The sequence below is a fragment of the Spirosoma radiotolerans genome, assembly GCF_000974425.1.
Lineage (GTDB): Bacteria > Bacteroidota > Bacteroidia > Cytophagales > Spirosomataceae > Spirosoma > Spirosoma radiotolerans.
The window spans coordinates 4804134-4828815 of the sequence record NZ_CP010429.1 but is presented as its reverse complement, the minus strand read 5'-3'; the positions used below and the strand labels follow the sequence as shown (position 1 = coordinate 4828815).

Here is a 24682-nt window from a genome sequence, read left to right as displayed (position 1 = left end):
TTGGGAAATTTTATTAATAAATAGATATGAAATTAGCAGTTGTTGGAACCGGATATGTAGGACTTGTTACCGGCACGTGTTTCGCCGAAACGGGTAACCAGGTGACGTGCGTTGACATTGACGTACGCAAAGTCGAAAAGCTTAACAATGGTATCGTTCCTATATACGAGCCGGGCCTTGAAACCTTGTTTCACCGGAACGTTGAGGAAGGTCGGTTATCTTTCACAACGGATTTGGAAGAAGGCATTAAAGGGGCGGAAGTTATTTTCCTTGCCTTGCCGACCCCTCCGGGCGAAGATGGTTCGGCCGATTTGAAATATATCCTGAAAGTAGCCAGCGACCTGGGTCCAATCCTGAGCCAATACGCTGTTATCGTTGACAAAAGCACGGTTCCTGTCGGAACGGCCGAAAAAGTACATGCTCACATTGCCGACAACGCCAAAGTGGATTTCGACGTTGTATCGAATCCTGAATTCCTTCGGGAAGGGGTTGCCGTCGAAGATTTCATGAAGCCCGACCGGGTTGTCATTGGTACGAAATCAGACCGGGCCAAGGCGGTTATGAATAAACTTTACGCGCCTTTGGTGCGCCAGGGAAACCCTGTTATTTTCATGGACGAGCGTTCGGCCGAAATGACCAAATATGCCGCTAACGCATTCCTGGCTACGAAGATCACCTTCATGAACGAAATCGCTAACCTATGTGAGCGGGCTGGCGCCAACGTCGATGACATTCGCCGGGGTATTGGTACGGACAGCCGGATCGGTAAGCGTTTCCTGTTTGCTGGCATTGGTTATGGTGGTAGCTGCTTCCCGAAAGATGTGCAGGCACTAGCCAAAACGGCCAAGGATTTCAATTACGATTTTAAAGTGCTTAAATCGGTTATGGATGTGAACTACGAGCAAAAAACAAAGTTGATGCCGCTGATCCTGAACCACTTCGGTGGTGACCTGACGGGTAAAACGATTGCTGTTTGGGGCTTGGCGTTCAAACCTTATACGGATGATATTCGCGAAGCACCAGCGCTGGACAACATCCAGGCCTTGCTGGATGCCGGTGCTAAAGTGACGGTCTATGATCCCGAAGCGATGGAAAATGTTCGGGGCGTGATTGGTAACTCGGTGACCTACGCACATACGCAATATGCTGCGCTGGATGATGCCGACGCCCTGGTTATCGTTACGGAATGGCCCTTGTTCCGCACACCAGATTTCGACAAAATGAATCTGTTGCTGAAAAATAAAGTGATTTTCGACGGTCGTAACGTATATGAACTCGACCAGATGCGCGAAGTGAATTATACCTATTACAGTGTTGGACGCGAAGCTGTTTTAGCACCCGTTGAACAGAAAGTCTAACTTTTTTTGCGCATAAAGACAAAATACACAGAGATTTGCACAGAGTATATATACTGTGTACTCTGTGTATTTGTGTGTAATCCTTTTCTAAGCAATATATGAAACGTGTACTGATTACGGGTGGAGCCGGATTTCTGGGGTCGCACCTTTGCGACCGGTTTATTAAAGAAGGTTATCACGTAATGGCCATGGACAACCTCATTACGGGCGACATCCGTAATATTGAGCATCTGTTCCATCTGCCAAATTTCGAGTTCTATCACCACGATGTATCCAAGTACATCCATGTACCGGGCGAGCTGGATTACATTCTTCACTTTGCTTCCCCAGCCAGCCCGATCGATTACCTGAAAATCCCGATTCAAACCCTGAAAGTGGGTTCTCTGGGCATTCATAACTGCCTGGGTCTGGCGCGGGTGAAAGGTGCCCGTGTATTGATTGCTTCCACATCGGAGGTATACGGTGATCCAAATGTTCACCCACAACCTGAAGAGTATTGGGGCAACGTAAACCCAATTGGACCACGGGGTGTCTACGACGAAGCAAAGCGGTTTCAGGAAGCAATCACGATGGCTTACCATACGTATCATGGTCTGGAAACGCGCATCGTTCGTATTTTCAACACCTACGGCCCACGGATGCGTCTGAACGACGGTCGGGTATTGCCCGCTTTCATCGGTCAGGCCCTGCGAGGTGAAGACCTGACGGTCTTCGGCGATGGTAGCCAAACCCGTTCATTCTGCTATGTCGACGATCTGGTAGAGGGTATTTACCGCCTGTTACTCAGCGATTACGCGTATCCGGTCAATATTGGCAATCCATCGGAAATCACCATTAAGGAGTTTGGTGAAGAGATCATCAAACTTACCGGGACTAAGCAAAAGCTCGTGCTTAAAGACTTACCGGTTGATGATCCGAAACAGCGCCAGCCCGACATAACGAAGGCAAAAGCAATTCTGGACTGGGAGCCGAAAGTGTCACGCGAAGAAGGGCTTCGGATCACGTACGACTACTTCAAAAACCTGCCAGAAGAAGAATTATATACAGCGGCCTACCACCGGGAGTTTTCAAAAAAGTAAGCGAACGGGCGTCGATTCCCGAAAACATCGTAGATTTACTTTTTCGTAACTGCCTTAGGTGGTTACCTTTAGCTGTCTAATGAAAACCTGCACACGATATCGTATGCAGGTTTTTTGTTTGTATTCTTGACAGAACAAGCGCTCTCGTTGGCCTTAGAGCCGGTCTTTGAAGCTTTCGTAGCCGAACGTTTTGAGTAGCTCAAACGACTCATTTTCCTTCCATACGCCGATAGAAGGCAGGTTTACGCCATTGAACGTGGTGGTTTTCACCATCGTGTAGTGAATCATATCGTCGAACACGACTTTGTCGCCCACGGTCAGGGGTTTATCGAACGAATAATCGCCCATGAAGTCGCCCGCCAGACAGGTCATGCCACCTAAACGATAGGTTGGTTTGCCCGCAACCGGCTCATGATAGGACCCAATAATGCGTGGCTTGTACGGCATTTCGAGCGTGTCGGGCATGTGGGCCGCAAACGAGGTATCCAGCACCGCCACAGAAATGCCCTGGCTATCAAAAACATCGAGTACGGTAGAGGCCAGCACACCCGTTTGCCAGGCAATAGCCGAACCGGGTTCCAGAATGACATCCACATTGTATTTCTGGCGGAAAGCAGTCAACAATCCGATCAGGTGATTGATATCATAGCCTTCACGAGTCATCAGGTGGCCCCCGCCAAAATTGACCCATTTGGCCTGGTGCAGCAAGGTATCAAACCGGCTTTCGAGCGCTTCGAGCGTGCGTTCGAGCGTAAACGAATCGTTTTCGCAAAGGGTATGAAAGTGGATACCTTCTAGCCCCTCCGGCAACTGATCGGGTAGTTGATCGCGGGTAGCGCCCAGTCGGGAGCCAGGCACACAGGGGTTATACATATCCGTTGCCACTTCCGAATACTGCGGATTGACGCGAATTCCGCAGGAAACGGGTTTACCTGCTACCCGATCCTTGAAGCGCTCCCACTGCGTCCAGGAGTTGAACGTCAGGTGGCTGCTTCGACTGACAACTTCATCGAATGTAGCATCCTGATAAGCGGGTATGTAGGTATGTGCCTGCACGCCCATGTATTCGTTGACGAGCTTGATTTCGTTGAGCGAACTGGCTGTAGCACCGCTCAGGTACTCGCGCACCAGCGGAAACGCATTGTACATGGAAAAACCTTTCAGCGCCAGAATAATGGTAACTCCGGCCGCTTGCTGCACCGAATCAATCAACTGAAGATTTCGGCGAAGTTTGGCCTCCTCAAGGATAAAGCAAGGGGACGGAATAACTGATTCGTCGGTTGAATCGAGGTGTTGAAGCAGAGTCGTATTCATGCCACAAAGGTATAACTAATGCCCTTTCCGTTTGGGATAGTCGACGCCGAATAGTATGGGTAATTTATACGGCTTTTCCATAACGCGATTATTCTAGCGTAAACGAGATGGGTAAGTTGTATTTCACCCGAACCGCACGACCAGCCTGTTTGCCGGGTCGCCAATGAGGCATCTTTTGCATGACCCGCACAGCTTCTTCATCACAGCCAAACCCGATACCTTTTAACACCTGTATATCCGTCAGGCTACCGTCCGTATTGACGACGAAACTAACATACACCCGACCCGATACACCCGCTGAAGCCGCTGACCTTGGATAGTTAAGATTCTTGCCCAGAAAGGCTCGTAGGGCATCCAGTCCGCCGGGATACTCCGGTTGTTGCTCGACCGTCACAAAGGGCGCTTCGGGTTTACTCTCTACTTCCAGCGCTTTCTCTTTTATAGTAGGAGTACTTGCCTCTGGTGCCGCAATGATGTCAATATCACCTGTACCCTGGGCTGTTTCAGTACCCGACGTGGCATTCTCTAATTGATCCGTTGTGGGTGGTAAATCCTCTTCGATAACATCGGCTTCGGGCATGACGACGAGCGGTAAGTTTTTGACCGTATTGACTGCCGGAGCCGTTTCGGTGGGCGGCAGGGTAATGGGCGGTTCAACGGGTGGCTCGGCCAGTTTGGTTAGGGTTGCCTCGGTCATGGATTGGTCATGACGCATCAATGCCTGAGGCCAAAAGTGGGCGTACAGCGTAGGCGCAGCTAAGGCGCCTAAAAACAACGCAATGCCCAGCCCCAAAGCGCGGCTGAGCGTTGGTCGGTACTGTCTGCGGAGGTCGAAAGCGCCGTAGGCTCGGTTGCGGGCCTGAAAAATGATGTCATCGTAAGTAGGTAAAGCCGTCTGAGAAGCTGTAGATTTATACATGGCGAAAGGCGATTTGGTTTGCTTTATCAGGATGTTCGCACCCGCCAGATTCCACAGTTAGCCTTACAGACTATCGTATTTTTTTATGAGTAAGATAGCGTCATTGTCGGTTTTGAACGTCAGATTTTCCTGCTTGACAAACGCTTTCAGATCGTCTTTTCGGTCTCCCAAGGCATCGATAATCGACTTGTCTGAAAGCTTGACTTTGGTCAGTGTCTGGTCGGGTTTGAGCAAATAGTAGGAAAACGCATTCTGGTAGGCGTCATAACGTACATCGCTTGCGTACGGGTTTTTGTAATCGGCCGATTTGAATGTTTTGGCGACTCGTTTCAGAAGGGCATTCTTGCCTGCGTATAGTACTAGAAAATAACCGTCTTTGAGGGCCTGATCACTGGTTTTTGCCATGGGTAATCGTTCAAAAACATACGCTTGCCCATCGTTACTGTTCAAGGTAAACCGCTTCACCTGATTGGCGTCGACAATGATTGAGTCATTCCCGGCCCCTGTGCGCAGCAGAATCAACTGTTGCTTATGAGCATTGAATTTGAGCGGCACATTGGTATAGTTCTTCCCGGTCGTCATCTCGACTTGCCCCTTTATCCAGTCGGGCAAAAAATATGGCGTACCCTTCAACCCTTCGTAGCGGGTATCAATGGTGTTAACCATACTATTTGGCCCAGCGCCAACAATCTGATTTGTAGATTGATAAGTTTCGTAGCCATTCCGCTGGTTGAGGGGCGTGGAGCTGTTCGCTTTGGTGGTGTCGCGGGTTTGGGCATGGCCAATCGAAAGGGAGAGAAAGACGACTGTAAGATGAAGAAGTGTTTTCATAAGGGCAAAGATTAGTCGATATGATTGGCTGCCTAAATAACGAAAAATCCCGCCATCTGAGATGAACGGGCCATGGATAAGTCGTGCCAATTAACAGGTTGGGCGTTAATCGCTACATAACGAACGCCCAACCTGCCAATCAACGCCCTAATACTCGTGTGGCAGTGGGATGTTGATACGCTCCTGAACGGGTAGCCCCTGTCTGTTCATTTGCTCAATGAACGGGTCCGGGTCCAACTCTTCGCAGTTCCAGACACCCGGTTTCATCCAGACGCCGGTCAGCATTAGCATGGCGCCGATCATGGCCGGAACGCCCGTCGTGTAGCTAACGGCCTGTCCACGCACTTCGCGGTAGGTTTCGGCATGATCGCAGTTGTTCCAGATGAAGCATGTGCGCTCTTCGCCATCTTTCACACCTTTGATCTGGCAACCAATGCTGGTTTGGCCCGTGTAATTTTCGCCCAGCGAATCAGGGGCAGGCAGCACTGCTTTCAGAAATTCGAGCGGGACAATGTCCATGCCCTGGAACTGTACCTTGTCGATGCGGGTCATGCCCACGTTCTGGAGCACTTCCAGGTGAGTCAGATACGCCTGACCAAAGGTCATCCAGAAGCGAGCCCGCTTCAGAGTCGGGAAGTTCTTCACCAGCGATTCCAGTTCCTCGTGATACAGCACGTACGACTCACGAGCGCCGATTTCGGGGTAGTCAATGGGTTTATGAATACTCATCGCCGGAATCTCGATCCATTCGCCATTTTCCCAATAGCGGCCAGGCTGAGTTATTTCCCGGATGTTGATTTCGGGATTGAAATTGGTGGCAAACGCTTTGCCGTGATTGCCTGCATTACAGTCTACGATGTCCAGATAATCCATCCGGTCGAAGTAGTGCTTGTTGGCATAGGCGGTGAATACCTGCGTGGCACCCGGATCGAAGCCACAACCCAGAAGGGCCATCAGGCCAGCCTGCTCGAATCGCTCTTTATAGGCCCACTGCCAGCTATATTCAAACTTGGCAACATCTTTGGGTTCATAATTGGCCGTATCCATATAGTGCACACCCGCTTCCAGGCATGCGTCCATAATGGGCAAATCCTGGTAGGGGAGGGCCACATTTATAACCAGCACGGGCTTGAATGAGCGGATCAACGCGACCATCTCGGCCACCACATCAGCGTCTACCTGCGCTGTTTGAACCGTGACGCCGTGCATCTCCTGAATTTCGGCTGCAATACGGTCGCACTTTGATTTCGTGCGACTAGCCAGCATAATCGTTGTGAAGACATTGCTGTTCATGGCACATTTATGCGCCACGACACTACCAACACCACCGGCTCCAATGATGAGCACGTTTGCCATCTATCTGAATGATTAGTTTGTATATCCTTTCGGCCGCAAAGATAAGGAAAGTGACTACTTGGAACAGTGACTAACGGTGGAAGTTAACGGATTGATAAACTTTCCCGTTGGATAGAATTGGGTACACGCCTTATAAATAGTTCATTTTTGCCGAAAATCTGTAACAACACAATTAGTATATTTGTTAGGTAGAGAATAGTCGCTCTCCCTAAATTATATCGTTATGAAATTTATATCGTCTGCTAACTCTCTCGATTCTTTTGAGTTTGCCATCCTTGGTTACGGTCAAGCGACAAAAAGCTGGCGTGACCGAAATCGGCTTCAGTGCCGTTTCTCGACTTTCTGGCGGCAACAGACTGATACACAGTCGGCAAGGTTGCATACCTGGGAGGTTAAACGGCTGCTGACAGGACTTCGGTCGCTCTGGAATAAAGCCACCAATCATGTTGCTTTAACCTTCTCCGAGCCAGGGCTAAGTATGCATGCCAAGGCTTTGTCTGACGACAGCTACCGGCTACAAATCCAGTTGGGCCACGACCTGACACCCGCGTGGCACGAGTATCCTGACTTTCCGGTGGAAATGGATATTGTGCTGAGCCGTACGCAACTACAGGAAGCGATACAGGAGTTATCAGGACAGATCGAAACCTATCCTGAACGGTAGCGCTCTCAAAACAGCTAGTTATCCAGGGCCTGGTAAATCATCAGGCTAAACTTATCATCAAGTTCCCCGCCGTAGCTTGTTCCCCACATTTGTTTCATGAGTACTGCGCAGATTTTCTCTTTGGGATCGGCAAAATAGTCCGTGCTAAAAGCCCCGCCCCAAGAAAAAGTGCCTATGCTGCTCAAATCTTTGGTGTGCCCTTTCTCATTGACAACGGAAAAGCCCAGACTGAAATAGCCGTGTGGATCCGGGAAAAGTGTGCCCGTCTGGTTCGAGTTGGTAAATAGGTCAACGCCTTTCCGGCTCAAAAACCGCTTACCATTATATACGCCGTTGTTAAGCAGCATCTGGAGAAAAATGGCGTAGTCATAGGCCGTACTCGATAAGCCGCCCCCGCCCGAAAAATAAGCTTTAGCCCCCACAATTGGGAAATCAGGATCGGTGGGCAGGCTTTTTAGGGTAGATGTCTTGACCAGTTTTTTGTCCTTATCTTCTGAGTAGATCGGTACCAGTCGGTCTTTTTTCGAGTCGGGCAGATAGAAATACGTGTCTTTCATGCCCAAGGGTTCGAAGATGCGTTTCTGAAAAAACTGGTCCAGCGGCATTCCCGACACTACTTCCACCAGCGCCCCTAACACATCGATGCTCAGGCCATACGTCCACTTTTCGCCGGGCTGGTGATTCAGCGGCAGCTTTGCCAGCGTTTTTACGGCATCGCCAATTTTTATATTTTGGGTTGTAAAAGCATCAATTACCCCCGCTTTCGTGTAGATGGCCCGCATGTGGGGATCGCTCGAAATGACATTGTAATTAAGGCCCGACATGTGGGTTAATAAATGCCGAATTGTAATTTCCCGCTTTGCCGGAACAGTTGTATAGGTGCTGTCTTTATCATTGAATTTATCGAGTACCACCGGCTTGGCAAACTCCGGAATGTATTTGCTAATCGGATCATCCAGCATGATTTTGCCTTCTTCGTGAAGCATCATCACCGCCAGTGACGTAATGGCTTTTGTCATAGAAGCAATCCGGTAGATCGCATCTTTCGCCAGCGGCTTGTTGACATCCAGATCAGCAGTGCCAAACGCTTTGTAGTACACAATTTTACCATCTTTCACCACCAGCGCAGCGACACCCGGAAAGGCTTTTTTGTCGATGTACGATTGAATAAGCCCGTCGATGCGGTTGAGTCGTTCGCTGGAGAAACCGACCGTTTCGGGTGCCGCTGCGGCCAGGAGCGGAGGGGCCTGCTTAGTACCTGTTTGTGCATAGACCGAAATGGTGGTGAGCACCAGCAATACGCTTGCCCGGAAAGTAGTCGTGAGGTTCATGTCGGTAAGGGGAAGGATATGAATGGCTATTTTGCACCGGGTTTAAACCCGATGCAAAATAGCCTCACCATCAGTCGGTAAATAACGAAAAAATCTTTGTGAAACCCAGTTGGCCTAATTATCGACGTCTTTAATGATAGGTCGATTATCGTTCGTCCGTTTCTCATACGGAATCCGGAACGGATTCAGGTTGGGCACGTGTGTTCGCTTACGGTTCAATTCATGCTGGTAGATTGTCTGGCCAAGCTGATACAGGAACGGGTGGCCCACGGTCTCGTACTCATATTTATCGTCATTCAGAATGCCATCGCTGTTGGTATACAGAGTTGCCGTCAGCATGTACTCGACTTTATGTTTAAAATCCACTACGTAAGACGCGTCCGTCAGAAAGCCGTAGGCCCAGCCAACTTTGTTGAATACCCGGACATCCTGAGGGAGTTGATGATGCAGACTGTCCATGAAAAAGAACTTTACGTAACTGTCGTAATACTGTTGAGCGTCGTATTTAGGATAATTAGTTTCGCGGGGAAATTGCGACAGGTACTGATGCAGAAAGGCATAGTCGTCGGGCGTGAGGTCGAACCGTTGTTTCTTCGGCACGGAGAGCGGAAACATCACGGATTGCAGAATCTGCTGGAGACTTTCCAAGGGTAGCTTATTCCGTTCGGTGAAGTGGAAAGGTTCCTGAATCAGACTGTCTTTGGCATAATAGCCTTTGCCAATTTTAGCCACTCGACTGAAGTCAAACGGGTCTTTGTTATACGCTGCGGCCTGCGCATACAGGAGCTTCCCATCGGCCTGAATGAATCGGATGGGGTTGGTATGGCGGTTTTCTTCCGATGTCATGCGCACGAACCGATGCGTAATCCGTGTATCCAGATACCCTTTGGCGTGTAAATTTCGGTTAATACCTTCCTGCCCGACAAACTCATACATGCGGCTATAGGCGTCATTGTCACTCACTAAAAAGGCCTTCCGAATAAACTGAGCAATCGACGGATACCCCGTTTGGGCTGTGTTGTCGTGCCACTCTTTAGTTTGGCCGCTATACGCACTGTCAAACTGCATGGCCGTAAACTTGGTCACGCCAGGCTTTTTTAATCGGTTTAGTTTCTCAAGCGACAGCAGGGACAGCGGTAATTTGACCGTTGAAGCCGGGTTGAAATACTCCGTACTATCGACCCGGAAGTAGTAGTTCTTGAAAGACGGTTTATTGTTGGCATCCCGGTCTATCTGTGTGTAAATGATTTGCAGCCGATAAGCCTCCGGATGCTGGATGACTTCCTGAAAAACAGGGTGTTTGTTTGTCGTAAGCAAATCCTTGAGCAGCCTATCCGTGCGCGGTTGGGCGTAACTACATACGGTGAGGAGAGACAAAACGGTAGCGAGATAATTCATGTAGGTTGTAGCGTTTGCATGATGTAAGGTAGACAAGATCGGGCGCCCGTGCGAGCCACCTTACAGAACCAACTGCTCAAACAATTTCTCCAGCGTTTCCTGAGCACTTACGCACAGGCCGGGGTGAACAGGTGACGTTTGCACCACGGTGCTGCGCGTTGCGGTCAGCCAGCGAAAACGACCGGCTATGGGTAACTGACCGATGGTGCCGCCTTCCTTACGACCAGCGCAGATGCGCTCAAAGGCCAGCAGGCGCTCTTTCAACTCCTGGCAGTCAATCTTGTCTGAGAAAGCACAAAGCCGATCTTCGTTCAATGTATACATTGTTTTCAGAAAGCCTTGCGCAGAGCAATACAGAATGACGCCGACGTTAAGAAATTCTTCCCGTTCGACGCGCGGCATGACGCGGATAACGGCGTACTCAAACAAGTGCTTTTCTGGCATTGGTAGCTTCTTTCACAAAGATTTCGGATGAGGCAACTCGTGACGCTAAAAATTGGGCGTATACCGCTCGCTGTTCGTCGGGTGACGCCAACGTTGACTCGTTCATCAGCCATTCGTCAGGAATTAATCCAACAATAGTTTGAATGCGCTCGGCGGAGAGAATCGTTCGAAACTCAGCGTCGACGGCATCAAGTTCGCTAGCCTGCGGGAGCAGCACATGGTCTTTCACCTGAACAAACGGGCGCTTGCTCTGGGCTTCCCAGTTCTCCCAGGAGTGGTGAAAATAAAGGGCTGCGCCGTGGTCGATCAGCCATAATTCCTTATGCCAGATGAGCATATTCGTGTTGCGGGCCGTACGGTCAACATTCGTGACCAGGCAGTCGAGCCAGACAATTTGCGACGCCAGTTTTGCCTCGACGGTGGTAACCAGTGGGTCAAAGGTAATAGAGCCAGCCAGATAGTGCAGGGCCAAATTAAGACCCTCGCTGGCCCGGAGTAAATCCTGAATTTCTTCGTCGGGCTCCGTGCGGCCAAACGCTTCATCGAGCGTAGCGAACACAATCTCCGGAATCCGTAAGCCAAGCAGGCGAGCAATTTCACCCGCAACCAGCTCAGCAATAAGTGCTTTGGCTCCTTGCCCCGCTCCACGAAACTTGAGTACGTACAGAAAGTCGTCGTCGGCCTCGACAAGGGCGGGCAGCGAGCCACCCTCCCGCAAAGGTTTGGCGTAGCGGGTTACGTTGACGGTTCTGAGTTCGGGTTGATAAATAGGCACAATAGGTCAGTCGAAATAGAAATCACTTTTTAATGAATTGATCACCCCTACCGTGAAGTCAGGTTCTTACCCCTGACTTCACGGCCGATGGCCTAAATTTATGGGGCATTCGGTACTTTTACTACAATTGCGACAAATACCAGAACGAAGTCACGGATTCTTAGAGAAGTTGGTTTAAACGTAAATAATCAAGCCCCAATCATATCGTTTTTTGTCATTCCGACGACAGGGGAATCTTGAAGTTGCCTGATTGGAGAGAGTAAGATTCCTCCTGTCGTCGGAATGACAAAAAACGATATAGTCTTTTACTTTAAATAGCTTTAAAAAAACCTTTTTGCTTCTATTCAGGCACTTGTTGATGGATGTTGTGGTAAACATGTATTTTTACTGGCGTCCTTATACAACCTGCTCATTCATGAAAATCAATTTACTTACTTATCTGTGCTTTATCGGCGTATCGGTAAACTTTTGTGCCAATGCCCAGCGGTCACTCGAAGCCGACCTCAACAAACTATTCGCCGGCACGCCCGACTTCAGTGGTGTGGTGTTGATTGCCGATAAAGGCAAACCGATTTACGAAAAAGCATTTGGCTACAAGCGATTCGAGACGAAAGCTCCGCTCGCCACATCGTCTATTTTCGAGCTGGCTTCCGTTTCGAAGCAGTTTACAGCCATGACCATCATGATGTTGAAACAGGCCGGTAAACTCGGCTACGACGACCCGGTCGAGAAGTATATCCCCGGCTTACCTTATCCGGGAATAACCATCCGGCATCTGCTCAATCATACGTCGGGGTTGCCTGATTATCAGGATGTGATGGATCAGCACTGGGACAAAAGTAAAGTTGCCAACAACGCTGATAACATTGCTTACCTGATTCAGTACCACCCTGCCCGGTTGTTTGAGCCGGGGGCTAAATACACCTATAGCAACACCGGTTATATGTTGCTGGCCAGCATCACCGAAAAAGCATCGGGGCAGGATTTTATCGAGTTCTGCCGGACGCGTATTTTTAAACCCCTAGGGATGACGCATACCGACATCCGCACGCGCGAGGAGAAGTTAAAACTAGCTGATGTGGCCTGGGGGCACATGTACGTGGCCGATAAGAAGCGCTATGTGCAGGCCGATTCGTTCCCCGAGTTCAATTATGCTATCTGGCTGGGAAACCGCAAAGGCCCCGGACGAATCAGTTCAACCGCCGAAGATTTATTGAAGTGGGACCGCGCACTGTATACCAACAATCTGGTTAGTCAGCAAACATTAGCCGAAGCCTTTACACCGGCCAAACTAAACAATGGGTCGCTGACATCGTATGGATTCGGGTGGGAGCTGAGCAAAAGCGAAAAGCTTGGAAGAATAGTGTGGCATGACGGAGACAATCCAGGCTACAAAACCCAGATCACCCGCTACATCGACGCCGACAAAACGGTTATTGTACTCTGCAACAATGCCCACGAAAAACTGCCGTCAATTTTGAAAACAATTGACACGTTACTTGGCCGCTAGGCGCCAGGAGGGAAACTTGTTTGCATTAAGCTAAGTCAGACCATCCTGTTTTGGTGGCTCTGATTCTAGGTTAAGGATTTCGTTGGCTATACAGGCGTATTTTTCCCGATCTGTGGGACATAGACCTTTACCGCCAAGACCATCAGATTCCCCCGTCCGTGTCTTCACGGACGGGGGAGTTCGCACGACCAGATTACCCGAATGACTATACTCTTGCCGTAGGGTAGTTCAGTTAAAGTTATTGATGGTCAGTTAGTTATACGCTAAGCTTCCCTTCGATGGAGTCGTCCAGCGTTTTACCCATAATAGCACCAGCGGCCATCTTGACAAATGCCACAGCATTGCCATGTTTGTTGTCCCAGTAATAGCCTTCCAGGGTTTCTACTTTTATGGCCGTAATCCGCGGATCGTCGACGCCTTCGGTAAACCATGTTTTGACAATCGGCTCCCAAAGCTCCTTGATAAGTTCTTTATCGGTTGAGATGGTCGCCAGCCCGTATACACTCAGAAAATCCGAATAATCGGACCCCTGGAAGAGCAGTTGGACCTTGTTATCGGTCTGTATATCGGCATTTTTATGGCTGTCATTGGCACTTAAAAACCAGAAATTACCAGCTTCGTCTACTTTTTGCACCGACATAGGCCTGGTTTTCAAAGGCTCGCCGGTCGTGATCTTCGTGCAGAAATAACACGTACTGCTTTTGTCGACCAGCTCTTTTATTTTCTTTCCGGCTTCGCTGCCTGACAGGTCTTCGTGATTCTTTTCGGGTTGCTGTTGATTGATGCTATCCATGGCCGTTGAGTTAAATGATGGATCGTTAATCCACTACTAACAAAAAGTTAGGCGAACTCTCTTTTACGAATGGGCAGATACTTCATTTCCCGAGTGTACGGTTAAATTCGGACGAAGTTGATTTTAGACGAGCCAGCGATTTTGAGTATAAGCATCATTCCAGAAATACCATTCTAGGCGGCTCGATACCCGAAACGCATCCCGCATTTTTTCCCGTTCAGCCGCACTGGCATTCTCCGCGTATTGATCCGTTAAGGCCAACATCTGCGAAACCGATTGGTCAAAGGCTTCGCTCGCGTAGGTATCAATCCAGCTACGGTAAGGATTCTGCTGAGAAGCCCGTTGGTGAATATAGTTGCCTACTTCCCGATAAATCCAGAAGCAGGGTAGAACGGCAGCTGCACCAACAGCTACCGACTGGAGGGAAGTTGTTGCCAGCAGGTAATTTATATAAGCAAAGCAGGCCGGCATTTTAGCCGTTTCGGGTTGAATATCGTACAGAGTGAAATATGATTCGTGCAGGGCTCGCTCAACCAGAATCGCATTCTGGGCAAACTGCGTGAAAGACAGCATGTCGTTAGGCGTCGTGGCCCGTGCCGCCAGTTGGTTAAGAGCTCGGCTGAAATCTGTTAAATAAAGCGCATCCTGTTGAATATAGTACTGAAACGTGGACGAGGGCAGACTGCCCAGCGTTAGTTCGTTTACGAAACCGTGGGTAAGAATAGCCGAATAGATGGGGCTTATTTCCTGCCAGAGTTGTTCAGTAAATTTCATGTCGATTCTAGCTAAACCTATTGATAGAAGGGGGCTCATTGCCAAATGTTGAAGAAATGGTGGACAGGCCCATGACCATGTCCCAGTTTATAAACAGCTCCCACGCGGAGAGCCTGGGTCAGGTAATCTTTGGCGGTAGCTACCGCATCAACAACTGATAGACCTTTGGCTAATCCGGCGGCAATAGCTGAGGAGAGTGTACACCCTGTCCCGTGCGAATTATCGGTCTGGATTCGGCTCGTTGGAAACCAATGTTGTTCGCTGGGGGAGAGGTATAGTAAATCGGTGCTTTCGGCTGTGGGCAAATGACCGCCTTTTACCAGAATCGCGCCCGGACACAGGGTGCTCAGATCAATAGCCGCCTGCTCCATCTCGGCAAACGTTTCGACGGGTCGACCCAATAACACACTGGCTTCGGGCAAATTGGGTGTGATAACGGATGCGATGGGAAGCAGATGCGTTTTGAGCGCATCGACCGCTTCGTCCTGTAAGAGCTTATCGCCACTTTTGGCAACCATAACCGGGTCAAGGACAATGGTTTTTACGCCAAACTGAACCAGGGTTTTAGCCACTTGCTCGATGACTTCGGCCGAATGCAGCATACCAATTTTAACGGCGTCGGCCCCAATGTCGCTCAGGACAGCGCTCATCTGTTCCGCAATGAACGTGGGCGATACAGGCATTATACCCGTGACGGCTTGTGTATTCTGGGCTGTCAGCGCAGTAATCACCGACAGGCCATAGCAGCCCAGAGCCGCGAATGTTTTGAGATCGGCCTGAATACCAGCTCCACCACCACTATCAGATCCTGCAATCGTTAGGGCACGTGCGTATGTTTTCATGAGTTTGTTAGATGGATGAGTTCGCGGGTGGCCTCGTACGGAGACGGTTGCCCGCAAATGGCTGAAACCACAGCCGCCCCCGAAACCCCGGCCTGACGAACAGATTGAATATTGGTGGCATTGATACCGCCAATCGCAAACGTTGGCAAAGTAGTCTGCTGACAAATAGCCCGTAAGCCATCCAGCCCCAACAGGCTGGATGTATCCTGCTTGGTGCCGGTTGGGAAAACGGTGGCAATGCCGAGGTAATCCAGATCAGCCCCGCGAGCGGCTTCCAGTTCAGCTAAATTATTGATCGACAGACCAATGATTTTGTCTGGCCCGACCAGCGAACGGACGATCTCATGCGGCATATCATCCTGCCCAACATGCACACCATCGGCATCGATGGCGAGGGCGATATCAACCCGATCATTGATAATGAGGGTAGCGTTGTAGGTCTGAGTGATGCGTTTGAGCGCGAAGCCAAGGTCGAGAAAAGCGCGGGTGGAAAGGTCTTTCTCCCGCAACTGTACCCACCGGACCCCAGCCCGGCAGGCTTCTTCCACCACGAAGGGGAGCGTGTGACCCGCCTGCCGGGCAATGGCGCTGTCGGTTACCAAATAAAGTCTGTTCACGCTTCAGTCAGTTGAAGGCGATTGCTGATACTCGTTTCAGTCAACTCATATAAGGTATCCAGAAAGTTGACCTGCAGGCTACCCGGCGACGATTTTTTAGCGACCGCCAGTTCCCCCGCAATGCCCATAACGGCCATGGCGTGCGTAGCCGCCAGGAAATAATCGGCGTTGACGGCAGCAAAAGCACCCGTCAGGGCAGTGGCCGTGCAACCCATGCCGGTTACTTTGGTCATCAGAGGATGTCCGTTGGCAACCACGGCTGTTTTATCGCCATGAATGATATAGTCTTTTTCGCCACTGATGACCACCACGCTTCCCCAAACGGAGCTTAGCCTGCGGGCCGCGTCAATGGCCGCTTCGGAGCCGTACAGGCTGTCGACGCCTTTGGTTTGGGCGTTAAGGCCCGCCAGCGCCATAATTTCAGAGGCATTTCCCCGAATCACATCCGGTGCCGCCACAGTCAGTAGTTCTTCACTAATCTGATTGCGGTAGGCGGTAGCGCCCACGCCAACCGGATCGAAAACGATGGGTTTGCCTAAGGTTCTGGCCTTACGCATGGCCAGTCGCATACCCGCCACGAACGTTGCATCCAGCGTGCCGATATTGACGACCAGGGCCGAGGAAATATCAATAAAATCTTCGACTTCTTCGGGGGCATGCACCATGGCGGGTGAGGCTCCTAAAGCTAGTAGCGCATTGGCGGTATTGTTCATGACCACGAAATTGGTAATGTTATGAATAAGCGGGGCCTGAGCGCGAATACGCTCAACGTCGGTCCAGATTGATTGAGGAGATTGGGTCATATTGCTGTTAATCGTTTAGTAAACAGCAACTTTAGGAGAGCGGAGCGCATCTCGGTAACTTTTCCCTACGGCAGTACAAGCTGCATCAGGTAGTGAGGGTATTCTCTCAGTCAGTTCAATCAGGAACTGACACCCCTAAAGTTGTCTGGCAAAGGTAGCGGATAATGAGTTACGAAATTGTAAAAAATGCATCACCATCTGCTGACTTTAGAAAGTTTGGGATAGCTTTACGGACAACATTTCTATTCGTATATTCTGTGAAATTAACGTCTATTCGTTACCTGTTTCTCCTGCTCTTTACGCTGGGAGCGGCCTGCCATACCATCGCTCAAACTCCTGACAATACCTTTGTCAATGGTGATCTATTGCCTAATTCGCCCGAGCTGTCGGGCCGTGGTACTTACGGCGTTGGCGTGCGCACCCTGAAAGTGGTTCATAAAGACCAGGTCGATGTGCTGCACATGAAAGAGGGCAAGCACCCGCTATACGACCGTTCCCTTACCCTTGAAATCTGGTATCCGGCTCGTATTTCGGCCAGTAAACCGGCTATGGTTACGTACGAATCGGTGCTGGGCCGGTCCAATGATCCTAAACGTCCGCTTATTCCATTCACATTCATGGGGCGGGCCAGTCGTGATGCTGAACCAGATGTCAGCGGAGGAGCCTATCCATTGGTTATCGTCTCACACGGTTACCTTGGCTCACGGCTGCTGCTTACCTACCTGACCGAAAATCTGGCTTCGAAAGGCTATGTGGTCGTTGCCATCGACCATACGGAATCGACCTACAGCGATGCCGCCGGATTTCCCAGTACCCTGATGAACCGGGCACTCGATGATCTGTTTGTGCTGAACGAAATGGCCCGGCTAAGTGCAAAGAGCAGCAATACTTTTGTGGCCGGGTTGCTGAATGCCGATAATACGGCCCTGGTTGGCTACTCGATGGGTGGCTATGGGGCACTCAATGCCGTAGGAGCGGGTTACAGCCCGCAGGCCGTCAAGCTATTCGGCCAGCTTGCCGGAGGTAGTACGGCTCTTGAGGTTCGGGCGATGGACTCCCCAGCGTATAAGGCATCTCTGGACCCGCGTATAAAAGCGGTCGTTGCCTTTGCGCCCTGGGGCATGGAACGGGGTTTTTGGGATGCTGCCGGACTGGCGGGGTTAACTTTACCCACGTTATTTGTGGCGGGTAGTAAAGACGATGTATCGGGTTACGAAAAAGGCATAAAAGCTATTTACGATGGTGCCGTCAACGCGGATCGTTATTTGTTGACCTACGTCAATGCCCGGCACAATGTGGCTCCCAATCCTCCACCAATAGCCTCCTTACAACCCGGTGTATCGCCTGATGAATACATGCATTATGCCGAACCAGCCTGGAACGAACACCGAATCAATAACATCAACCAACACTTTGTGACGGCATTTTTGGGCATACACCTCAAAAAAATGGATTACGCGAAGTATCTAAATCTCCCCGAAACAGACGCTGGCGGACCCTGGACGGGCTTCAAACCCCGAATGTCTGTCGGCCTGGAAATGCGCCATGCCCTGAAGCCTTAGGTCTTTAAGTAGTACATTTAGCATTTTTTTTCATGCTTCCTTCCGCACCAGCGGACCGGCCAGCATGACAAAAAAACTTTTCGGAAATAATATATACTGCTTTAAACCAATCATTTATGTACTTGAGCTGAACGTTGACAAAACTGGGGACTGTATTTTGTTGGTCATCAGAGTCACCAGCTTTGTCAACGTTCATCCCAAACCTGCTTCCTTAAAAGGTGACTTTTAACAATGCTCCGTCGCCCATACTGGTTATATAGGCCGTATGGCTGTTAGTCAATTTCAAATCGGTTGGCAGGTTCAGTTTATCGAGTAAAACAGTGCTGCCTGTTCCGTTGGCCCGCAGTAAACGGCCCGTTTTTGGCGTGAAACCCATTGGCCCAAATACCGCATATTCGAGTACCAGCGGTTTGCCGTTGCCATCGTTCTCCACGTCGACCAGGCTGTTGAACGCTTGCTGATAAATACTAAGTTTTCCTGTCAGGTCCATCTGATAAACAATTGCCTTACCAGCCGGAAAAGGGAAACCCAACAGGGTGCTAATCAGAAACTGGCGACCGTCGTAGGTGATGCATGTAGGCACCGATTGAATGAACGGTGGGCCAGGAGGAGGACCCGACGGATTTGGATTGACAATACCCGGTACGTCTGTTACTATGCTCAACTCACCGGTTTTCGATCGGCGGACGATGGCGTTTGCAGCTGCGTCGGTAATGTAAAGCGCACCATCGGGGCCAAGGGTTAAATTGTACAGGTGTGATTCGCCGGTATCGTTTGTAAAACTGTAGTCGATGACAAATTTTTGGATGTTTTCGGGTACCAGGCTGGAAAACGGTATGGTGGGCGTTACATCGGTTTTATATGTTGCGAGGTTGACTTTACAAAGTCCTTTAGGATTTAAGAAGTAAAGCATTCCATCGGCAACCAGCAAATGATCGACAGCATCGAGGTCGCCTGTGTTATTGGTTTGGGAATAGATGCCCGTAACAATTGGATGCTTCTTGCCGTCCGGTGTAATTTCAGATACGGAGCCATCATTGTTGCCGGTACCTTGCTCGGCGACAAAAATACGCCCACTTGCATCCGTCTCTACACTAATGGGAGCCGCTAGGCCTGTCGTTAGTGGAACGACCGCGAACGTGGGGTCTGGAGAAGCCGGTATGCGATGATCCTGGCAACTGGTAATGAAAAGTATAGACACCAGGCTGGTGTATAGCCCTACTTTGCGCTTCATAACAAAGGAATGGTTGAGAGAGGATAGACTGCACTACGCTCTTTCCAGGTAATGGAAAACAACCTGGCGATAGGACCTAGCGCAAATAATTAAGAGGGGTGAATACTACGAATGAGTTAGTTTTTAGGCTGGTTCATCTCGAATCAGACTTTTTATGCCAGCCGCTAGTTCAGGTGTGACCGTGACACCATGAACAGTCTGAGCGTGTACGGCCGCCTGGTTTAAAACTTCCTCTTCGGTTGTTGCTTTTACTACGGCTTCACAATCGAAGCCAGCGTCTCGGCAGTGTAACGTCTTCATAATTGTGGGATTGGGGTTTTGAAATAATGAGGCTTTTGCTTTACTGGTCAGGAAGTTAAGGTAGATGGTAGGTTGCCTGTACAACTTTTGAGTGAACGGTGAGAATTACTGAGCGAATGAACCAAACGCGTTATAATGTACGGTTTGGCCTAGGGAAGAGCGGAGAAGCAAGGTAAAAATTGACCTTGCAGAGAAATGAAATTAAGTAGAAACAGCAGCGGGAATTCCTTAGTGGTATTAAATCTACGCTTCCGGGTGCTGTCAATCATACTGGATACTCGTAGGTAGGTCACTCACTTAGCTAACCAGTTCACTAATTCCCGTTTCTTATTTTCGACATGATACGTAAAACCCTGTTGTCAATTCTATTTCTGGCTGGTTCATGGACTATTCAGGCGCAACCTTTTGGTAAACTTGTTCAGAAAACGCCCGGTATCGTTTCCTATACCCTGCGTGATAGCTTTGGTAAAGATGTTCCCGGCACGTTAGATAAGATCAAAGCCTGGGGTATTACGGATATTGAGTTTTCGAGCCTTTTTGGCAAAACGGCGCCTGAACTTCGTGCACTCCTCGATCAGCGCGGACTTAAGTGCAGTAGTTATGGCGTGAGCTACGATGCCATTGATCAAAAGCCGGATTCAATCCTGCAAAATGCGCAGGCGCTGGGCGTTCAGTACATCCGTATTGGGTCGATTCCGCACAAGACGGCTGCCACACTGGAGATGATGCAGAAAGCCGCTGAGGTATTCAATCGCTTTGGCAAGAAAGCACACGAAAAAGGCATCATGTTCTGCTACCACAATCACGGGTTTGAATTTCAACCGTATGAAAACGGTACGCTGTTCGATTACCTGGTGAAGGAAACGAACCCTGAGTATGTGGGCTATGAGATGGATGTAACCTGGACCTATTTGCCAGGACAAGACCCAGCTGCGTTATTAACCAAGTACCCCAAACGGTTTCGGCTCATTCACCTGAAAGACGTTCAAAAAGGTGTTGCCCGCAGTGATAAAGGAAGCATGGCCAACGAACAATCAGTAGTGCTGGGAACGGGCCAAATTGATTGGCCTGCTGTTTTGAAAGCCGCTCGCAAGAGTTCAATTGCTCACTTTTATATCGAAGACGAAAGCAAGGCCGCCGAACAGCAGGTGCCACAGAGTTTAGCGTATCTGAAAAGTTTATAAAATTCCTAACGGAAAGGCCACCCTCAACGGGTGGCCTTTTTACTTGAAAATAGCTTCTAACCTATATTTAATACTGGGTACTGCATGATTTTGAGCTTCTATTCGTTAGTAACTTGCGCGCCTGTCTGGTGTCAAACGAACAGATAGCCAACGTACATGCTATGAAAAAGACCATTACTGTTGGGTTGCTGGCCAGTGTCGCTTTAGGACTGGCCGTTTTTGCCTGTAATACAAACGACCCATCTATAAATCCCGTGTCCACGGGTCGTTTGCGCGTATCTTTCGATAACGTAGCCGGCACGTCGGATCTGGCGCTTGGTTCGGGCACGTATCAGAATGCCGTTGGCGAGTCGTTTGCCGTTACCAAATTCAATTATTTTGTGAGTAACATCCGCCTTCGTAAAGAGGATGGCAACGATTACGTAGTGCCGCAGGATAGCAGTTACTTCCTGATTCAGGAAGAAAAGCCAGCCTCACAAACCATCACACTGGCCAATATCCCGACGGGCAATTATACGGGTATAACCTTCACCGTTGGGGTCGATAGCCTGCGTAGCCTGGCAGACATCAGTAAGCGCACGGGTGTGCTCGATCCGGGGCTCAACGACGGAATGTACTGGGAGTGGAACTCCGGCTATATCTTCCTAAAGCTGGAAGGTACATCAGCAGTGGCGCCAGCCGCCCAGAATAACGCATTTTACTACCACATTGGCGGATTTGGCGGTGGCTATAACGGGAAGAAAACAATCAACAACCTGCGTACGATTACAGTCCCCTTTAAAACGGACGTAGCCAATGTGCAAGCTACTATGACGCCATCCGTGCAGCTAAAAACGGATGTACTGGCGCTTTTCAATGGCTCAACCAAGTTGAGTATTGCCCAAAATCCATCCGTGATGTTTGATGCATATTCAACCAATATTGCGGATAATTATGCACAGATGTTTAGTTACGTCCGTCTGCAGCCTAATCAATGAGCTCGTTACGCACGATATCGCTAAAGCGGGTTGGCTTAACGGCCAGCGTCTGTTTATTTGTTCTGGCCATTGCCTGCCAAACCAATAAGGGAGGTGAACCAACGCCTGAGCCCAATCCGCCCACGCCAGGAGGAATCACGTATCAAACAACCCCCGTAGCGTTTCGGAAGCCAGCTAATTTTCCCGATGTCGCTTACGATTTAAGCCAGAATCCACTCACTGTCGAAGGGGTAGCCCTGGGCAAGGCCTTGTTCTACGATCCGGCCCTCTCGCGCGACACAACCATTAGCTGCGGATTCTGTCACCAGCAGTTTGCGGGCTTTGGCCACTCCGACCACCCACTTAGTCATGGCATTGGCGGAAAATTTGGTACGCGTAATGTACCGGGCTTGCAAAATCTGGCCTGGAGCCGGGAGTTCTTTTGGGATGGGGGCGTTACGAACCTGGATGAGTTGCCTATATCGCCAATCCAGAATCCAGTAGAAATGGATTTGAAATTTTCGGACGCTTTGAACCGGGCCCAGAAAAGCCCGAAATATCCGCCGATGTTCAAAGCAGCCTTTGGGTCAGACACGGTGACGACGGCGCGCTTTCTGAAAGCCATTTCGCAGTTTTTACTGACCCTCGTTTCGGCCGATTCACGGTACGACAAATATGTGCGGAAAGAAGCTGGGGGTGATCTGAGTACTGATGAACTGGCGGGGTTGTCTTTGTTTCAGCAAAAATGTGCGGCCTGTCATGCCACCGACTTATTCACCGACAAGAGTTACCGTAACAATGGGCTACCAGCCGCCAGTAACGGCATAAACGATCAGGGGAGATACACCATTACGCTGAACGAAGCCGACCGATTGAAGTTCAAGGTGCCTAGTTTACGTAATGTAGAGAAAACGTTTCCCTACATGCACGATGGTCGTTTTGCTACGCTGGATCAGGTGCTGAACCATTATACAACGGGTGTTAAGGACAGCCCATCGCTCGATCCGCTCCTGAAAGCCAACGGACAGCTCGGCATTGCCCTGACCGACACCGAAAAAAAACAGGTCATCGCCTTCCTGCGCACCCTGACCGATGATACATTCATCAATAACCGGGCATTCAGCGCAAACTAAACCCAGATTTAGTTGATTACACTGATTTCTGACCGCTAGGCGGCCCTGCGGGATTTGTGTGATTCATCTGAAAATCCTGATTTTTCAATAAGCTTTTGCTCCTGGCAAAATCAGTTCAATCAACTGAATGATATAAATCTCGCAGGAACTTCAGACTAATGCGTATGATTCAGCCTGTGCTGTTTGATATTGATCAGGTGCGTGATGACAAGACCGGCGGATGCCGCGTAGGCGAGGTACTCGAAAAAGGGCGCTACGTCTTCCAGCAAAAGGGCAACCGTAAAGAGAGCTAAGAATCCCCAAAGACTTTTTTTAATGGCCGGAGCCGCGTAATGTCGGGTAGCGAAATAAACGGCTACGATGTTTACGCCGATAAATACATAGTCCAGACTCAAATAGCCAACGCGGAGCGTTGAGTTCTGAAAAACGGAGCTAGTTAGCAACAGGATAGGAGTGATCAGGCAGTGAATAATGCACAGCACCGAACCGGTTATGCCAATATAGTCAGCTTTGCGGGAGAGAGTATCTATCTTCATGAGCACGCACAAAAGTACGATGCTTTGGGCAAACGTACGCTCCCTTAACTTACTTTCTTGCAACAAAGTTGCGTAAACTGCTTTGCACTTATAAATAGTGAGGTACGATGCCCGCATGTCAGCCGAATCATGCCTCACTATTTGGCTCCCGTCAATCAGTTCGTTTTAGTCAGCAGCGAGTAGCCCATCAGCTTGCCGCTTTTATTGTACGTCTCTGATTTTATGTCGAACAGCTGATTATCAGTACGGTAGCTAACAATATGCATGGTGCTTCGAATCGGCATGCCCATTACTCTGTTTTCCATGTTCATGTCCGACGAAATTTTGTAGGCATTGAACGTGCCAGCGGGTGTTGTCAATGGGGCCTGGCTTTCTACCTGACGATTTGCCATGATCATGTTCATCGTCATCATTGTGTTGCCACTTGTGTTCATTTCGACCTCCATCTGGCCGTCACTCAATTTTTGACCTACACTCAGCTTGCCTGGATAAACGAGCTTGTTGGTTTTTAGCTTCATTTCCATGTCTTTCATGCCGCCGTTCTGCATGGCCTGCATCATGCCCGACATATCGGCTATCAGTTCGTCGCCCGTACAGGTATAGTGAATGGTGTAAGGTGGGCGTTGTTTCCCTTTTTCATCCTCTACCTGAGCCGTAATATCCATAACCGTCGAGCTGCCTTCTTTATGAACATCTTTAACCTGATAATTAATTTTGCCAATGGGCTTGTCTTTAGCATTGAACTGGCTCAACTCGAAGCTCATTCCCGACTTAAAATTCATGCCCATACAGGCTTGTGCCAGACTTGAATTCCATGTAATCGCGGCCAGAAGTAATGAAAGAAGCAGTGTTTTCATGTGAATAGAGGTAAGTTTAACGATGTAAAAAAGAATGTGTGCTGTAAGATACAGGATATAGGATGCAAGATATATGCTGTAAGAGGTATGGAATAAGATGTGTTATATATCA

General features: G+C 49.5%; 25 protein-coding genes and 1 riboswitch. Of the genes, 8 read left to right on the top strand and 17 right to left on the bottom strand.

Annotation, left to right across the window (positions count from 1 at the left end; all coding sequences use genetic code 11):
- Positions 1 to 26: 26 nt before the first annotated feature.
- Both SD10_RS19605 and SD10_RS19600 read left to right on the top strand, forming a co-directional pair.
- Complete coding sequence (locus SD10_RS19605) at positions 27 to 1358, top strand: UDP-glucose dehydrogenase family protein (RefSeq protein WP_046576071.1); 1332 nt, start codon at positions 27 to 29, stop codon at positions 1356 to 1358.
- A gap of 98 nt (positions 1359 to 1456) precedes the next feature.
- A complete protein-coding gene (locus SD10_RS19600; RefSeq protein WP_046576069.1) occupies positions 1457 to 2437 on the top strand; it encodes a UDP-glucuronic acid decarboxylase family protein in 981 nt (326 codons plus the stop codon).
- Positions 2438 to 2590: 153 nt separating this feature from the next.
- Here SD10_RS19600 and nspC read toward each other — a convergent pair whose 3' ends face one another.
- From nspC to SD10_RS19580, 4 genes are all read right to left on the bottom strand, one after another.
- On the bottom strand, positions 2591 to 3751 hold the full coding sequence (nspC, locus tag SD10_RS19595; protein WP_046576067.1) for a carboxynorspermidine decarboxylase: 1161 nt from the start codon (positions 3749 to 3751) through the stop codon (positions 2591 to 2593).
- An 88-nt stretch (positions 3752 to 3839) separates the two neighbouring features.
- Positions 3840 to 4670, bottom strand: a complete 831-nt coding sequence (locus SD10_RS19590; protein ID WP_046576066.1) for an energy transducer TonB — start codon at positions 4668 to 4670, stop codon at positions 3840 to 3842.
- A gap of 63 nt (positions 4671 to 4733) precedes the next feature.
- Positions 4734 to 5501, bottom strand: coding sequence for a hypothetical protein (locus SD10_RS19585; RefSeq protein ID WP_046576065.1), 768 nt, complete (start codon positions 5499 to 5501; stop codon positions 4734 to 4736).
- 147 nt (positions 5502 to 5648) lie between these two features.
- Entirely contained in the window at positions 5649 to 6857 is a 1209-nt protein-coding gene (locus SD10_RS19580) for a saccharopine dehydrogenase family protein (RefSeq protein WP_046576064.1), read from the bottom strand.
- 223 nt (positions 6858 to 7080) lie between these two features.
- On the opposite strand from SD10_RS19580, the gene SD10_RS19575 reads away from it, so the two are divergent.
- On the top strand, positions 7081 to 7521 hold the full coding sequence (locus tag SD10_RS19575; RefSeq protein ID WP_046576063.1) for a WapI family immunity protein: 441 nt from the start codon (positions 7081 to 7083) through the stop codon (positions 7519 to 7521).
- A gap of 14 nt (positions 7522 to 7535) precedes the next feature.
- Here SD10_RS19575 and SD10_RS19570 read toward each other — a convergent pair whose 3' ends face one another.
- The 4 genes from SD10_RS19570 to SD10_RS19555 all read right to left on the bottom strand — a co-directional run bounded on the left by SD10_RS19570 (position 7536) and on the right by SD10_RS19555 (position 11469).
- Positions 7536 to 8852 (bottom strand): serine hydrolase domain-containing protein, encoded by a 1317-nt coding sequence (locus tag SD10_RS19570; RefSeq protein WP_046576062.1) that lies wholly within the window; start codon positions 8850 to 8852, stop codon positions 7536 to 7538.
- A gap of 114 nt (positions 8853 to 8966) precedes the next feature.
- Complete coding sequence (locus tag SD10_RS19565; protein WP_046576061.1) at positions 8967 to 10250, bottom strand: serine hydrolase; 1284 nt, start codon at positions 10248 to 10250, stop codon at positions 8967 to 8969.
- Between the two features lie 60 nt (positions 10251 to 10310).
- Positions 10311 to 10694, bottom strand: a complete 384-nt coding sequence (locus tag SD10_RS19560) for a DUF3037 domain-containing protein (protein ID WP_046576058.1) — start codon at positions 10692 to 10694, stop codon at positions 10311 to 10313.
- Positions 10672 to 11469: a HipA family kinase gene (locus SD10_RS19555; protein WP_046576056.1), complete on the bottom strand. Its 798-nt coding sequence runs from the start codon at positions 11467 to 11469 to the stop codon at positions 10672 to 10674. The genes SD10_RS19560 and SD10_RS19555 overlap by 23 nt, the downstream gene beginning before the upstream one ends.
- 415 nt (positions 11470 to 11884) lie before the next feature.
- Here SD10_RS19555 and SD10_RS19550 point away from each other — a divergent pair, with 415 nt between their 5' ends.
- The gene (locus SD10_RS19550) at positions 11885 to 12979 is read left to right on the top strand and encodes a serine hydrolase domain-containing protein (protein ID WP_046579834.1); all 1095 of its coding nucleotides are present in this window, start codon (positions 11885 to 11887) and stop codon (positions 12977 to 12979) included.
- Between the two features lie 256 nt (positions 12980 to 13235).
- Here SD10_RS19550 and SD10_RS19545 read toward each other — a convergent pair whose 3' ends face one another.
- The 5 genes from SD10_RS19545 to thiM form a co-directional block, all read right to left on the bottom strand.
- Positions 13236 to 13772 carry a pyridoxamine 5'-phosphate oxidase family protein gene (locus SD10_RS19545; protein WP_046576055.1) on the bottom strand — a complete coding sequence of 179 codons (537 nt, stop codon included), beginning with the start codon at positions 13770 to 13772 and terminating at the stop codon, positions 13236 to 13238.
- A gap of 123 nt (positions 13773 to 13895) precedes the next feature.
- Positions 13896 to 14546 (bottom strand): thiaminase II, encoded by a 651-nt coding sequence (gene tenA / locus SD10_RS19540; protein WP_046576054.1) that lies wholly within the window; start codon positions 14544 to 14546, stop codon positions 13896 to 13898.
- Between the two features lie 35 nt (positions 14547 to 14581).
- Complete coding sequence (thiD, locus tag SD10_RS19535) at positions 14582 to 15388, bottom strand: bifunctional hydroxymethylpyrimidine kinase/phosphomethylpyrimidine kinase (RefSeq protein WP_046576053.1); 807 nt, start codon at positions 15386 to 15388, stop codon at positions 14582 to 14584.
- The gene (thiE, locus tag SD10_RS19530) at positions 15385 to 16005 is read right to left on the bottom strand and encodes a thiamine phosphate synthase (protein WP_046576051.1); all 621 of its coding nucleotides are present in this window, start codon (positions 16003 to 16005) and stop codon (positions 15385 to 15387) included. The genes thiD and thiE overlap by 4 nt, the downstream gene beginning before the upstream one ends.
- Positions 16002 to 16808: a hydroxyethylthiazole kinase gene (gene thiM / locus SD10_RS19525; RefSeq protein ID WP_046576050.1), complete on the bottom strand. Its 807-nt coding sequence runs from the start codon at positions 16806 to 16808 to the stop codon at positions 16002 to 16004. The genes thiE and thiM overlap by 4 nt, the downstream gene beginning before the upstream one ends.
- A gap of 45 nt (positions 16809 to 16853) precedes the next feature.
- Positions 16854 to 16955: riboswitch (TPP riboswitch) on the bottom strand.
- A 110-nt stretch (positions 16956 to 17065) separates the two neighbouring features.
- On the opposite strand from thiM, the gene SD10_RS19520 reads away from it, so the two are divergent.
- Positions 17066 to 18370 carry an alpha/beta hydrolase family protein gene (locus SD10_RS19520; protein WP_046579832.1) on the top strand — a complete coding sequence of 435 codons (1305 nt, stop codon included), beginning with the start codon at positions 17066 to 17068 and terminating at the stop codon, positions 18368 to 18370.
- 211 nt (positions 18371 to 18581) lie between these two features.
- On the opposite strand, the gene SD10_RS19510 is transcribed toward SD10_RS19520, so the two are convergent.
- A complete protein-coding gene (locus SD10_RS19510) occupies positions 18582 to 19604 on the bottom strand; it encodes a ScyD/ScyE family protein (RefSeq protein WP_046576048.1) in 1023 nt (340 codons plus the stop codon).
- 123 nt (positions 19605 to 19727) lie between these two features.
- Positions 19728 to 19904 (bottom strand): DUF1059 domain-containing protein, encoded by a 177-nt coding sequence (locus SD10_RS19505; RefSeq protein WP_082111748.1) that lies wholly within the window; start codon positions 19902 to 19904, stop codon positions 19728 to 19730.
- A gap of 338 nt (positions 19905 to 20242) precedes the next feature.
- Between SD10_RS19505 and SD10_RS19500 the strand changes: the two genes are divergently transcribed.
- From SD10_RS19500 to SD10_RS19490, 3 genes are all read left to right on the top strand, one after another.
- Positions 20243 to 21088, top strand: coding sequence for a sugar phosphate isomerase/epimerase family protein (locus tag SD10_RS19500; protein WP_052731229.1), 846 nt, complete (start codon positions 20243 to 20245; stop codon positions 21086 to 21088).
- Positions 21089 to 21249: 161 nt separating this feature from the next.
- Positions 21250 to 22065, top strand: a complete 816-nt coding sequence (locus SD10_RS19495; RefSeq protein ID WP_046576044.1) for an MbnP family protein — start codon at positions 21250 to 21252, stop codon at positions 22063 to 22065.
- Positions 22062 to 23177, top strand: a complete 1116-nt coding sequence (locus tag SD10_RS19490) for a cytochrome-c peroxidase (protein ID WP_046576042.1) — start codon at positions 22062 to 22064, stop codon at positions 23175 to 23177. Before SD10_RS19495 ends, SD10_RS19490 begins: the two co-directional genes overlap by 4 nt.
- Before the next feature lie 155 nt (positions 23178 to 23332).
- On the opposite strand, the gene SD10_RS19485 is transcribed toward SD10_RS19490, so the two are convergent.
- Together SD10_RS19485 and SD10_RS19480 are read right to left on the bottom strand one after the other, a co-directional pair.
- Positions 23333 to 23713, bottom strand: a complete 381-nt coding sequence (locus tag SD10_RS19485) for a MerC domain-containing protein (protein ID WP_046579826.1) — start codon at positions 23711 to 23713, stop codon at positions 23333 to 23335.
- 155 nt (positions 23714 to 23868) lie between these two features.
- On the bottom strand, positions 23869 to 24570 hold the full coding sequence (locus tag SD10_RS19480) for a TapB family protein (RefSeq protein WP_046576041.1): 702 nt from the start codon (positions 24568 to 24570) through the stop codon (positions 23869 to 23871).
- Positions 24571 to 24682: the final 112 nt, after the last annotated feature.

What these genes read in the sequence shown, in the direction of transcription:
- SD10_RS19605 (WP_046576071.1), top strand. Translation starts at nt 27, where the DNA reads ATGAAATTAGCAGTTGTTGGAACCGGATATGTAGGACTTGTTACCGGC.
- SD10_RS19600 (WP_046576069.1), top strand. Translation starts at nt 1,457, where the DNA reads ATGAAACGTGTACTGATTACGGGTGGAGCCGGATTTCTGGGGTCGCAC.
- nspC (WP_046576067.1), bottom strand. Translation starts at nt 3,751, where the DNA reads ATGAATACGACTCTGCTTCAACACCTCGATTCAACCGACGAATCAGTT.
- SD10_RS19590 (WP_046576066.1), bottom strand. Translation starts at nt 4,670, where the DNA reads ATGTATAAATCTACAGCTTCTCAGACGGCTTTACCTACTTACGATGAC.
- SD10_RS19585 (WP_046576065.1), bottom strand. Translation starts at nt 5,501, where the DNA reads ATGAAAACACTTCTTCATCTTACAGTCGTCTTTCTCTCCCTTTCGATT.
- SD10_RS19580 (WP_046576064.1), bottom strand. Translation starts at nt 6,857, where the DNA reads ATGGCAAACGTGCTCATCATTGGAGCCGGTGGTGTTGGTAGTGTCGTG.
- SD10_RS19575 (WP_046576063.1), top strand. Translation starts at nt 7,081, where the DNA reads ATGAAATTTATATCGTCTGCTAACTCTCTCGATTCTTTTGAGTTTGCC.
- SD10_RS19570 (WP_046576062.1), bottom strand. Translation starts at nt 8,852, where the DNA reads ATGAACCTCACGACTACTTTCCGGGCAAGCGTATTGCTGGTGCTCACC.
- SD10_RS19565 (WP_046576061.1), bottom strand. Translation starts at nt 10,250, where the DNA reads ATGAATTATCTCGCTACCGTTTTGTCTCTCCTCACCGTATGTAGTTAC.
- SD10_RS19560 (WP_046576058.1), bottom strand. Translation starts at nt 10,694, where the DNA reads ATGCCAGAAAAGCACTTGTTTGAGTACGCCGTTATCCGCGTCATGCCG.
- SD10_RS19550 (WP_046579834.1), top strand. Translation starts at nt 11,885, where the DNA reads ATGAAAATCAATTTACTTACTTATCTGTGCTTTATCGGCGTATCGGTA.
- SD10_RS19545 (WP_046576055.1), bottom strand. Translation starts at nt 13,772, where the DNA reads ATGGATAGCATCAATCAACAGCAACCCGAAAAGAATCACGAAGACCTG.
- tenA (WP_046576054.1), bottom strand. Translation starts at nt 14,546, where the DNA reads ATGAAATTTACTGAACAACTCTGGCAGGAAATAAGCCCCATCTATTCG.
- thiD (WP_046576053.1), bottom strand. Translation starts at nt 15,388, where the DNA reads ATGAAAACATACGCACGTGCCCTAACGATTGCAGGATCTGATAGTGGT.
- thiM (WP_046576050.1), bottom strand. Translation starts at nt 16,808, where the DNA reads ATGACCCAATCTCCTCAATCAATCTGGACCGACGTTGAGCGTATTCGC.
- SD10_RS19510 (WP_046576048.1), bottom strand. Translation starts at nt 19,604, where the DNA reads ATGAAGCGCAAAGTAGGGCTATACACCAGCCTGGTGTCTATACTTTTC.
- SD10_RS19505 (WP_082111748.1), bottom strand. Translation starts at nt 19,904, where the DNA reads ATGAAGACGTTACACTGCCGAGACGCTGGCTTCGATTGTGAAGCCGTA.
- SD10_RS19500 (WP_052731229.1), top strand. Translation starts at nt 20,243, where the DNA reads ATGATACGTAAAACCCTGTTGTCAATTCTATTTCTGGCTGGTTCATGG.
- SD10_RS19495 (WP_046576044.1), top strand. Translation starts at nt 21,250, where the DNA reads ATGAAAAAGACCATTACTGTTGGGTTGCTGGCCAGTGTCGCTTTAGGA.
- SD10_RS19490 (WP_046576042.1), top strand. Translation starts at nt 22,062, where the DNA reads ATGAGCTCGTTACGCACGATATCGCTAAAGCGGGTTGGCTTAACGGCC.
- SD10_RS19485 (WP_046579826.1), bottom strand. Translation starts at nt 23,713, where the DNA reads ATGAAGATAGATACTCTCTCCCGCAAAGCTGACTATATTGGCATAACC.
- SD10_RS19480 (WP_046576041.1), bottom strand. Translation starts at nt 24,570, where the DNA reads ATGAAAACACTGCTTCTTTCATTACTTCTGGCCGCGATTACATGGAAT.